The 10,791-nt window shown below is 60.7% G+C and carries 10 protein-coding genes; 7 read left to right on the plus strand and 3 right to left on the minus strand.

From position 1 onward, the window contains the following. Positions 1-4: 4 nt before the first annotated feature. The 4 genes from ACYQ11_RS19545 (at position 5) to ACYQ11_RS19560 (ending at position 2,821) form a co-directional block, all read left to right on the plus strand. The gene (locus ACYQ11_RS19545) at positions 5-841 is read left to right on the plus strand and encodes a PstC family ABC transporter permease (RefSeq protein WP_459925505.1); all 837 of its coding nucleotides are present in this window, start codon (positions 5-7) and stop codon (positions 839-841) included. After that, entirely contained in the window at positions 838-1,722 is an 885-nt protein-coding gene (locus tag ACYQ11_RS19550; RefSeq protein WP_459925506.1) for a PstA family ABC transporter permease, read from the plus strand. The genes ACYQ11_RS19545 and ACYQ11_RS19550 overlap by 4 nt, the downstream gene beginning before the upstream one ends. An 8-nt stretch (positions 1,723-1,730) precedes the next feature. After that, positions 1,731-2,450 carry a phosphate ABC transporter ATP-binding protein gene (locus ACYQ11_RS19555; RefSeq protein WP_459925507.1) on the plus strand — a complete coding sequence of 240 codons (720 nt, stop codon included), beginning with the start codon at positions 1,731-1,733 and terminating at the stop codon, positions 2,448-2,450. Between the two features lie 242 nt (positions 2,451-2,692). After that, on the plus strand, positions 2,693-2,821 hold the full coding sequence (locus ACYQ11_RS19560; RefSeq protein WP_459925508.1) for a hypothetical protein: 129 nt from the start codon (positions 2,693-2,695) through the stop codon (positions 2,819-2,821). A gap of 19 nt (positions 2,822-2,840) precedes the next feature. On the opposite strand, the gene ACYQ11_RS19565 is transcribed toward ACYQ11_RS19560, so the two are convergent. Together ACYQ11_RS19565 and ACYQ11_RS19570 are read right to left on the minus strand one after the other, a co-directional pair. Beyond that, positions 2,841-5,018, minus strand: coding sequence for a methyl-accepting chemotaxis protein (locus ACYQ11_RS19565; protein WP_459925509.1), 2,178 nt, complete (start codon positions 5,016-5,018; stop codon positions 2,841-2,843). Positions 5,019-5,204: 186 nt separating this feature from the next. Continuing rightward, positions 5,205-6,278 carry a DUF4388 domain-containing protein gene (locus tag ACYQ11_RS19570; RefSeq protein WP_459925510.1) on the minus strand — a complete coding sequence of 358 codons (1,074 nt, stop codon included), beginning with the start codon at positions 6,276-6,278 and terminating at the stop codon, positions 5,205-5,207. A 288-nt stretch (positions 6,279-6,566) separates the two neighbouring features. On the opposite strand from ACYQ11_RS19570, the gene sppA reads away from it, so the two are divergent. Together sppA and ACYQ11_RS19580 are read left to right on the plus strand one after the other, a co-directional pair. Then, positions 6,567-7,532, plus strand: coding sequence for a signal peptide peptidase SppA (sppA, locus tag ACYQ11_RS19575; RefSeq protein WP_459925511.1), 966 nt, complete (start codon positions 6,567-6,569; stop codon positions 7,530-7,532). An 18-nt stretch (positions 7,533-7,550) separates the two neighbouring features. Continuing rightward, positions 7,551-8,021 (plus strand): HAD family hydrolase, encoded by a 471-nt coding sequence (locus ACYQ11_RS19580; protein ID WP_459925512.1) that lies wholly within the window; start codon positions 7,551-7,553, stop codon positions 8,019-8,021. 10 nt (positions 8,022-8,031) lie between these two features. Here ACYQ11_RS19580 and ACYQ11_RS19585 read toward each other — a convergent pair whose 3' ends face one another. Next, positions 8,032-10,518: an efflux RND transporter permease subunit gene (locus ACYQ11_RS19585; RefSeq protein WP_459925513.1), complete on the minus strand. Its 2,487-nt coding sequence runs from the start codon at positions 10,516-10,518 to the stop codon at positions 8,032-8,034. Positions 10,519-10,605: 87 nt separating this feature from the next. Here ACYQ11_RS19585 and ACYQ11_RS19590 point away from each other — a divergent pair. Further along, the coding region (locus tag ACYQ11_RS19590) for a hypothetical protein (RefSeq protein WP_459925514.1) at positions 10,606-10,791 on the plus strand (186 nt) is incomplete at its 3' end.

Here is a 10,791-nt window from a genome sequence, read left to right on the forward strand (position 1 = left end):
CTTTGTGAAACGGCTTTTTTTGATTTCGGCCTGTATCAGCGTGGGCGTTGCCGTGTCCATGATGGTGTTTATGATCGTTCTGGGCCTTCCCCTTTTCGGGGAGGGCCTTTTTTTTCGCATGCTCGTCGGCCCCTGGAATCCTTCACAGGGACGGTTCGGTATCGCGGCCATGATCATCGGCACCATGGCCGTTGCCCTTCCTGCCGTGTGCCTGGGCGTCCCGCTGAGCCTGGGGACGTCGGCCCTGATCAGCGCCCTGGCCCCGCGGACCCTCGCCCGTATTCTCGGGAAAACGGTTCAGGTGATGACCGGAATCCCGACGGTGATTTACGGGTTTGTCGGTGTCTTTCTCCTGGTTCCGGTCATCCGCAACACCTTTGACCGGGGATCGGGCATGTGTATCCTTACCGCAGCCCTGCTGCTGGCGCTGTTGATTTCGCCGACCATGATCCTGCTGTTTCTGGAAAGTTTCAACCAGGTGCCCCGGTCTTCGGTGCTGGCCGCCAGGGCCCTTGGGGCCGATCGGGTCCAGACCTTTTTATATGTGATTCTTCCCGGTTCGATTCCCGGGCTGGTCAGCGGCATTGTTCTCGCGCTGGGCCGTGCCGTGGGCGACACGATGATCGCCCTGATGGTGGCCGGGAACGCCGTCGCCGTGCCGGAATCCCTCCTCGATCCCGCCCGGACCCTCACGGCCCATATCGCCCTGATCATCGCCGCCGATGTCCGCAGCATGGAATTCAAAACCCTCTTTGCCTGCGGGATGGTTCTGTACGTGTTCACCGCCGTGCTGGTTTGCCTGGTCCGGCTCCTGCCGAGGCTGTTCAGGGTGAAACCATGATCCGGAGGGTGATGGAACGCCTGTTCGCAGGATTCGCCTGGGTATCCGGAGGCATCCTGATTGCATCGGTGGGGTGTCTGCTGACCTATCTTCTGGTCAAGGGATGGCCCGCCCTGGGCCTGGATCTGGTGTTCGGATCGGTCCCTCCCCTGGATGCCCTGACGGCAAGACGTCAGGTGTTCGACGGACTCTTTCCCGCCGTCGCGGGAACAACATGCCTGGTGCTGGTCTCCGTCTCCATGGCCCTCCCCCTGGGTCTTGCCGCGGGCATATACATGGCGGAATTCGCTCCCGCCGGCGTGAAAAAAACCTTTGGTCTGTTTTACGACATCCTTTCCGGCGTCCCGTCCATCGTTGTGGGGTTGTTCGGCTTTTCCATCACCATCGTGCTTCACCGCCATCTGTCGGCATCCATCTTCCCCTGTCTGATGATTTCGGCCTGCTCGCTGGCGTTTCTGGTGTTGCCCTATCTGATCCGAAGCACCCAGGTGTCCCTTGAGAACCTCTCCCCGGATGTCCGGTCGACGGCCCTGGCCCTGGGGGCAACGCCGATTCAGAACCTGCGGTTCGTCCTGATTCCCCGCTGCCTTTCCGGCATCATGAGCGGCGTTGTTCTCTCCATCGGGCGCTGCGCCGAAGACACGGCCGTCATCATGCTGACCGGCGTGGTGGCCACAGCCGGCCTTCCACGGTCCCTGTGGAGTCATTACGAAGCCCTCCCGTTTTACATTTATTACGTGTCTTCCCAGTACGGTGATCAGCAAGAGCTGGCCCGGGGCTATGGCGCTTCGATTCTTCTTTTGTGTGTCTGCCTGACCCTGTTCGCCGTCTCATTCATCATCAAAGACCGATTGGGCCGAAGGGCCCGGATTTCCCTGTGAGAGGCCCCATGAACACGCCGCCGAAAATCATCGTTGACGACCTGACGTTCCATTACGGAGAGCACCAAATCTTCGACCGTATCCGCGTGACCTTCGCCGAACGGAGCATCACCGCCGTCACCGGTCCGTCGGGAAAGGGGAAATCCAGTTTTCTGACCGTGATCAACCGCTTGTGGGAGACCGTTCCGGAGGCCAGGGTCCGTGGCAAGGTCCGCATCCGGTTTGACGGGGATTTCGAGGACATCATGGGAAGCCGCTATTCCCTGCCCCGCTTGCGGCGGAAGGTGGGGATGGTGTTTCAGATGCCCAATCCCCTGCCCATGAGTATTCTGAAAAATATGGCATTCCCCCTGAAGCTTGCCGGAATCGGGGATAAACGGAAATGGGTGGAGGCCGCCGAAACGGCGCTACGCCGTGCCCGGCTCTGGGACGAGGTCAAGGACCGCCTTCACGCCGACGGAAGAAGCCTGTCCGGCGGCCAGCAGCAACGCCTGTGCATTGCACGGGCTCTGATTCTCGAACCCGACATCCTTCTGCTCGATGAACCGACATCGTCCCTGGACGCCCGGGCGGCCGAAGGTATCGAAGACCTGCTTGTGGAACTGAAGGACCGATGCACCCTGATCGTCGTCTCCCACTACCTGGATCAGGTCAACCGCATCGCGGATCGTGTGCTGACGCTGGAAGCCGGGCGGTTCGTCGAAACCGGGCCCGGGAACCGTACCTAACGAAAAACTGATCGGGCGCTCATCTGATCAAAACAGACGCTCCTTAATCTATGGGCCAACAATGATGAACTCGTAATTAGTCATCACATGACGGCAAAGAAAAACGTTCGAGTTCAAGGCGTCGCGAATCCCGAGGAATGAGGCGTACTAAGGGTACGCCGCAGTGACGAGGGATGAAGCGCAACGCTTAAAATCGGACGTTTTACGAAGCCGTCAACACTAACCCTGAACGGAGGAACGTTATGTTTGTCAATCTGATGTTGATGCTGCTGGGCGGGCTGGTCTGCCTGTCGCTTTACCTGATGATGGCCTTTCTGGCCGCCGTGTCCATGGAAAACGAACTGCCGGACCTGGAAGACATCCAGGTCTGACCGGCCCTGCCCCCGGCGGTCAGGCCCCGTCCGCGCCCGGCACACGCGGGAGGGCGGCGGTGCGTTCGTCCAGGCGGACGGCCTGCGTTTGAATCGTCCGGCCATGACCGGCCACGGTTTCGGCCAGACGATCGAGAAGGTCGACGACTGCACCGATCCGGGCAAGGTGTTCGTCCCTCTGACGCCGCCGTTTTTCTTTATCCCCATGCATCCGGGCCGAACCGACCGCATCGGCGAGCCGGCCGAGGGTCTTTCGTTGTTCCTCTGCCCCCGACATCACCCGATTGACCGTCTCTTCCATCTGTAAAACGGCGTGGGCCACCTCACTCACGACACCCTCGGACTGCCGGGCAACGCCCGTCAGGTCGTCAACGCCTGCGCGGACCGTCCGGATGGCCCGCGCCGTCTGTCCGGCCAGCTCCTTGATTTCATGGGCCACCACGGCAAAGCCACGCCCCGCGTCACCGGCCCGGGCCGCTTCGATGGCGGCGTTCAAGGCCAGAAGGTCGATGCCGTCGGCGATATCGGCAAGATGATCCATGCCGGTCACGATGCGCTCTGCGGCCTGATCCGGATTGGCCGCCGTCCGGGAGGCGCGGTCCATGGTCTCCCGGGCCCGGATCAGGGCCGACCGGGTTCCGCCGGCCTGGGCACTGAGCTCCGACAGGGGCGTGTCCAGGGCTCTGATCTGTCCGACCAGAAGCTCCGGGCCCTGCGGGACCGTTTGGGCGGGCTCACCTATGGCCGAAATCTGACGGGCCATATCGCGGAGAACGGTCACATGGCCGCCCAGCGCCGAGGCATCCCGGTCGATGTGGTCCGCCAGGACAACCAGATCCGCGGACTCACGGGCCAGGGAACGGGAGTGTCGATCCAGGTCATCGTTTCTCTGCGTCCATCGATGGCTCATCCGGTTCAAGGCGACGGCGAGCCGCTTCATGTCCGGGCCGCCCGTTTCCGCAAGGCGGCATGCCCGGGGATCGTCGACCATGGCCTCGGCGGCCAGTGCCGCACGGCGGAGACGCCGCCTGAAAATCACGGCCGGGACACAGGTGATGGCCAACCCCAGGATCAGTGCCCCCACCCCCGGAAACGTCTGGAATAAAAAAAGCGGTTCCTGGGGCGGCGAGGCCGGTAAGATCACCGGGGGTTCGGGCTCGGCGGGCGGAGGCGGCCGAAGGCGGGCGTCAAGCTCATCGATAAGCGGCCCCATGCCGTCCAGATGATCGATCAGGGAGGATGCGGATCGGGTCAACCGATGTTCTTCCTCGATCCAGGCCTTGAATCGTGAACGATAGTCCGCGATTGCGTCCAGCAAAACCCGCTGGGCGGATTCACCAAGTGGGGCCCCTATGGCGGCCTGTTCGAGGCGGTCGATGGCCCCATTGAACTCCGTGGCGTCCGGAGGGCTGCCCCGGGTCCACGAAACCGGTTCATGGCGGCGAACCCCCGCAACCAGAGGCAGGATGTCCGGAACCATCAGATGCTCAACCCCCTCTTCCATGTCCCTTGCCGCCGACCGGATGTCTTCGTAGATCAGGGCCCGTTTTTTTTCGTCGGCTGAAAAATAGTTGTCGAACCCCATTTTGTAACGGTCAAGCGCCGCCCGAATGGCCGTCCACCCCCCGTTTTCCGGATAGGCCGACAGCAGCGCGTCCAAAGATTCGATGCGTTCGGTCATCTGAGCCTGATAAGTACTCGACCAGGTGCGGATGTAATCTTTTTCAAGGTTCCGCATACGAAGCATGGCAAGGTAAGGCGCGGTGAGGTCGTGGGGGGCGGCGGCGGCTTCCAGCCGGAGACCCGACGCGATCAGGCGTCCCCGGCACCCGGATTGATTATCGACACCGGCCGCTTCCGCCGCAGCGGCCAGGTTGTCGGCGGCGGCGACCATGGCCCCGGTCCGGTCCGAATCCCGGGGGTTGAGGCCGCTCTCCCCGGCCGCGTTGATTTTGGCGGCCAGACCCGCGTCCAGGGCCGTCAGGGCGTCCCTCAGTCGACGATAACAGCCCTTGTCCCGGGACATCAGGCAGTCCCGGACCCGGATCTCACAGGTCAGGCGAAGAAGGTGAAGTGATTCGGCCGATTCATCGGTCGGGGCGGCAAGGCCGTACACCGGCACAAAAAAGACGGCGACGACGGGGACGAGCAGGCGAAGAAAAATCCGCCGTCGTCGAACAGCAAACGGTGGGGCCATGGGGCCTCCTGATGGGATGGGGTCGCTGGAATGCCGTGCCGCCCGGCGGGAATCGTCGGCGGCGGACGATCGTCACCTGTAAACGCCTTCGTATCAACGGGGCCGGGGCGGCGGCGGGATCACGGTTCGCTGATTATACCAACCGTCCTTTCGCACTGTCAACGACTTCCGCGAAAGCCGCCCGCCTCAGATTTCCCGCTTGTCCAGATAGTTGAAGTGCAGGTAGGGGCCCAGGCGGTCGTAATGGTAGGAGGTTGAAAACTTGCAGCGCAGGTAACACCCCCGAATGTGGACGACGGTCACTTCCTTGGCCACGTGGGACCGCAGCTTGTCGTCCAGGGTAAATTCCAGGCGAAGGTCGTCCCCGGGAACCAGATCGCCCGGTTCGGCGATGGCAAAAATGATGTGGCTGGGGCACATGTTGACCACGGTCATCCGGCCGCCGATCTGCTTGCGGGCAGCCTGGTAGGTGCCTGCAAGGTCCAGGACATGCTCCGGCTGCTCGGGCAGGGGGCCGCTCAGGTCCTGGGTGTCGAACATGTCCTCGTAGGCCACGTCCAGGGTGGCCTCGAGTTCTTCGACCGGTGCTTCCGCCGAACTTTCCCGGCGGGCTTCCCGGATCAGGGTGCCCAGATCCTTGTCGATCAGCTTGCCCAGCTTCTGGTCGGGCAGGGGCTTGAAACTGAATTTGGCCTTTTCGTGCTGAAGAAGGCTCAAGGCGGCGTCTTCGCCCCGAAGGCTCTCAAAGGCGGCGTTGAACAACACCCCCTTGTTGAAATAACACAAACCCGTCTTGCCGTCCTGGAGTTCGATCTCGAACAGGCAGGTTTTCTTCTCCATTTCCACCAGAAGCAGAAAACTGGCCACGGAGATGCCGGAAACGGCACCGCTGGGCACCCCTTCGGCCAGGGCCTCGGCGATGACCGGGCCGAGCTGGTTGACGGGAAAGGGTTTGCTGAAAAACTGAAGCACGTCTTTGGGAATGAGTTTTTTGATCTCCGGCGTGCCGAAGGCCGACATGACGAAACAGGGAATGGACAGGTTCCGGTCGTTGACAAAGGCCAGCAGCGAGAGGCCGTCGACTTCGGGCATCATGATGTCGGTCAGAAGCAGGGCGATGTCCTCGCGCATCAGGATCTCCTTGGCGATTCTGCCGTTTTCCGCCGTCAGCACCTGAAACTGCTGATGGTAGGACGAAAGGGATTCTTTGATGAAATTCAGGAACACACGGTCGTCTTCGACTATCAGCACCTTTTTCATGGAGCATCCTTCTGCGTGGGCATGGTTGAGCGGCCCGTGGACCGGGCGGACATTTTGCGCACACCATACCAGACTCTCGCCGGGATGGCAAGAGATCGACGGCGGCCTTCCCAGGGCCATCGCATGTACTATTCGTTCACGTGCATGATCCGTCCCGCAGCAAGAGGCCCATGTGTTTTAACGATCAGACATGCGATTGCCCTGCGCCGGCCCCACGGCGCCATTGATTCGCGGCGGGCGACCTGATATGCTTTAGCCTTTTAGAACCCGTCCTTTAAGGAGAAAACCATGAAACATCTGATGCTTGCCTGTCTGATTGTCTGCCTGGCCGGTTGTTTTTCGCCCCAGGTCAGACTGTTCAGCGACGGAACAGACCCCCTTCGCGAATTTACCGTGGAAGGTAAGGGCGACGACAAGATTCTGATCGTCTCCATCCGGGGGATGATCAGCGACCAGCCGGATCAGGGCATGCTCAGGCACCGGCCGGGGCTGGTGTCCGAGGTGCTGGCCCAGTTGAAAAAAGCCGAATCGGACCCGGATATCAAGGCCCTGATTTTAAAGGTCGATTCGCCGGGGGGAACGGTGACCGCCAGCGACATCCTGTACCATGAAATCAAGGGATTCAAGGCGCGGCGGAGCATTCCCGTGGTGGTGTCGTTCATGAACATGGGCACCTCGGGGGCCTATTACCTGGCCCTGCCCGCCGACCGGATCATGGCCCATCCCACCGCCGTGACCGGATCCGTGGGGGTCATCTACATGCGGCCGAAAATCCACAAACTGATGGAAAAAATCGGGGTGGGCATGGCGGTCAACACCTCCGGTCCGTCCAAGGATCTGGGCTCTCCGTTCAAGGCGGCCACCGAGGAGGAAGACCGTTATTTCCAGAGCATCATCGATACCCTGGCCGCCCGGTTCCACCGGCTGGTGGCCGAGCACCGGAAACCGACGGACGACGCCATGGCCCGCATCCGGACGGCGGCGGTCTTTCTGCCCGAGGAGGCCCTTTCCCTCAAGCTGATCGACGGCATCGGCTACCTGGGCGATACGGTCCGGGCGGCGCAGGAACTGGCCGGGATTCAGACCGCCCGGGTAATCACCTACCGGCGTGACAAGGTGGCGGATGATACCCTCTACAGCAGCGCAGGTGCGGAACCCCCGCCGGTGAGCCCCCTGACCCTGTCCATCCCCGGCCTTGGCGGTCTGCCCACGGGATTTCATTACCTCTGCCCCATGCTCAGCGAGGCGCCGTGACGGCGAAGGGACCAGGCCATGATTTTTCTGTTTGACTGGGGTGACACCCTGATGAGGGTCGACCCCGACGAGACCGGACCCATGTACCGGTGGAAAAATCCCCGGGCCTGCCCCCACGCTGCGGAAACCCTGTCGGCCCTGTCACGGCGCGGTCTCTGCTGCCTGGCCACCAATGCCCGGGATTCGGATGAAAGGGATATCTGGAAGGCGCTTGCCCGGGCGGGTCTGGATCAGGGCATCCATCGGGTGTTCTGTTCACGGAACCTTAAGCTCTCCAAACCCGACCCCGCCTTTTTCCATGCGGTCTGCCGGTCTCTGGCCTGCGCCCCGTTCGACATTCTGATGGTGGGCGATGACCCGGTGGCCGATTACGCCTGGGCCCGGGACAACGGCGGCCGGGCCCTTTTGTACGACCCCGCAGGCATCCACGGGGACAAAGGCTGCCGGACGATCCGCGATCTGCTGGAACTGGTCGACAGCGACACCTGAGGTGTTCCGGTCAGGGCACCTCCGTCAGCATCGCGCCGTCCGGCGTGGTCTCACAATGGGGGTCTTCCACAGGCAGGCGCGTGTTTCGGGTCAATATAAACAACAGGGCCGGGCTCAGGAAAAAGTCGGCCAGAAGGGCAAAGATGATGGCCACCCCGGTGAAGAATCCGAACTTGATGCTGTGGTTGAGGGTCGAGAGCATCAGCACGAAAAAATTCATCGACAAAACGATGGTGGTGATCAGAAGGGCCCGGCCGGTGCCCAGAAAGGTTTCCCGAAGGGCCTTGCGCGCGTTGCCGGTTTTGATGAAGTATTTCCGATAATTGTACATGAAGTGAATGGTGTCGTCGACCACCAGGCCGATGGCCAGACTGCCGATGAACAGCGTGTTGATGTCCAGCTTGATCCCCATGAGGCTGATCAGGCCGAAGACCATGAAAATCGGCAGAAGATTGGGGCACATGCTGATCAGACCCAGCTTCAGATCCCCCACCAGGGCGATCATCAGAAGGGTGATGATCACCAGGGCGATGACGTAACTTTCCGCCATGCTGTAGAGGGCCGCGGTGATGGTCCGTCCCAGAAGGGCGGCCAGCCCGGTGACGGTGACCGTGGCCCTGTCGCCCAGGGCCTCCTCGAACATGGCCCCGAGATCCTTGACAAAGGCAGCGTAGGCCACCGAATCGGCCCACTGGGTCTTGATGGTGATCCTTGTTTTGCTGAACAGGCTGTCGCAGATTTTTTCCAGATCCTCGGACCCGCTGTTTTCGAAAAGAAGCAGCTGCTGGGCCACGGCGTCGGCCCCGTCGGGAAGCCGGTAGGCCGACGGGTCGTTGTTGTGCAGGGCCCGGTTGGTCTCCTTGAGGATATCGATGATGGAAATCACCTTGTTCACGGTGATGACGTCATTTTTGACGGCGGCGATCTCGGGAATCAGCGCCTCGATCCGCCGAAGCAGATCGGGGTCCTGAATGCCGTTTTCCCGTTTCGTGTCCACCACGACCTCGAAGGTGATGGTGCCGCCCATGTGGCGTTCCATGTGCTGAAGGTCCAGTTTCACCGGGTGATGTTTCGGGAAATAGGTAAGCACCAGACTGGAAAACTCCAGCCTGAAAATCGCGGCAACGCTGATGATAAACAGGATCAGGCAGACGGCGATGATTTTGCGGGAATGAACGATGGCCGTCTCGCTGAAAAACAGCAGAAACCGGTCCATGCGAACGGCGGCCCGGCTGGAATGATCCTCGGGGATCGGAATCATGGGAATCAGGGAGATCAGGGCGGGCAACAGGATCACGGTGTAGACGAAGCCCAGCATGACCCCGCCTGCGGCGAAGATCCCCAGTTCGGTGATGGTGGCGATTTCAGCGAAGGTAAAGGACAGAAGGCCCGCCGCCGTGGTCAGGCTGGTCATGAAGATCGCCAGCCCCGAATGACCCATGGCGTGGACAATGGCCTGTTCCTTGTCGACGCCGTTCTGGAATTCCCGGAAGAAAATGGCCAGCACATGGACGGCGGCGGCGATGCACACCGACACCAGAAACCCGGGGAGAATGTTGGTCATGATCGAGATGGGGGTGCCGGTAAGACCCATGAGGCCCAGGGTGCTGAGGGTGGTGGCCGCGACGATCACAATGGGCAGCACCATGCCCGACAGACGGCGGAACATCAGATAGAGAAAGACCAGAATCACCACGACCATGATTTTCACCAGCCGGGTGGTATCATGGGCCGTGGCCTTGTTGAACACGTCCACCACCACCGATCCGCCCGAATAGGTGATCCGGAAATCATCGGCCTGGTAGGGGCCGATCACCGCCCGGACCGCCGTGTTGACCTCGGCCTTTTCATCGGCGGTGATGTAGTGGGACCGGCTCGATGACGCCGCCCGGGGCGCTTCACCGAAATCGCTCAAATCGTCGGAAACATCATCGCTGCCGCCTTCGGTTTCGGCCTCACGCTCGATGACCCGGGACACGGTTTCAATGATCATGGCCGTGCTTTTCCCGTCCGCCGACAGAATGTAGTTTTCGTAAAAGGGAGAGTCCATGGCCCGGGTCCGGACCCGGTCGAGGTCCGCCGATTGCGGGTTTTCGACCAGCGGGTCCACGTGAAGCACGTCGTTCTCGCCGTAGGTGTCCCGCACGTTGATCAGGCTGGTGATCTTTTTCAGATGGGGAATGCGGCGTTCCAGATCCTCGTGCAGGGCCTTGAGTTTGATCAGCGTGGCCCGGTCGAACAGATCCGGGGCCTCGACCATCACGGCCACCAGTTCGGATCGGCCGAACTGGTCACGGAATTCGTTGTAGAGCAAAAGGCTGGGATCCTTGTCATGGAGCATGGCCTCGGTGGCCGTGTCCACGGTCAGATCCCTGCAGAAACTGCTGCTCCAGCCGATGAGAAGGGCCATGAGAAACAGGGTTTTCAGCCGGTGCCGGTACACCGCCCGGGTCAGGGTTTCAAACGCACGCTCGATGTTTTTCTTGATCGCCGCCATGGGTCATCCTTGATGGTTGCCGGAAAACACGCCTCTCGCCCGACGATGGGCCGCGCCCTCCCGGTATGGTAATTTTTGCCGTGAAAAATGAAAGATTGTTCGAAATTAAAATTTGATTCGATCGACAAAACAGGTGTATCAATAACGGATCTGAAAATCAACAGCAATGGCAAAACATTGAAATGGCCTTGCGAGGGATTGAAAAACTTTACAAACCGTATCACAATGTATTATACTTTTGCCAATGAAAAAACTTTCGACAAAGTGGTTTTA

It is taken from the genome of Desulfatiferula olefinivorans (assembly GCF_054657895.1).

Coding starts and splice junctions, on each gene's coding strand:
- ACYQ11_RS19550 (WP_459925506.1), top strand. CDS start 838: ATGATCCGGAGGGTGATGGAACGCCTGTTCGCAGGATTCGCCTGGGTA.
- ACYQ11_RS19555 (WP_459925507.1), top strand. CDS start 1,731: ATGAACACGCCGCCGAAAATCATCGTTGACGACCTGACGTTCCATTAC.
- ACYQ11_RS19560 (WP_459925508.1), top strand. CDS start 2,693: ATGTTTGTCAATCTGATGTTGATGCTGCTGGGCGGGCTGGTCTGCCTG.
- ACYQ11_RS19565 (WP_459925509.1), bottom strand. CDS start 5,018: ATGGCCCCACCGTTTGCTGTTCGACGACGGCGGATTTTTCTTCGCCTG.
- ACYQ11_RS19570 (WP_459925510.1), bottom strand. CDS start 6,278: ATGAAAAAGGTGCTGATAGTCGAAGACGACCGTGTGTTCCTGAATTTC.
- sppA (WP_459925511.1), top strand. CDS start 6,567: ATGAAACATCTGATGCTTGCCTGTCTGATTGTCTGCCTGGCCGGTTGT.
- ACYQ11_RS19580 (WP_459925512.1), top strand. CDS start 7,551: ATGATTTTTCTGTTTGACTGGGGTGACACCCTGATGAGGGTCGACCCC.
- ACYQ11_RS19585 (WP_459925513.1), bottom strand. CDS start 10,518: ATGGCGGCGATCAAGAAAAACATCGAGCGTGCGTTTGAAACCCTGACC.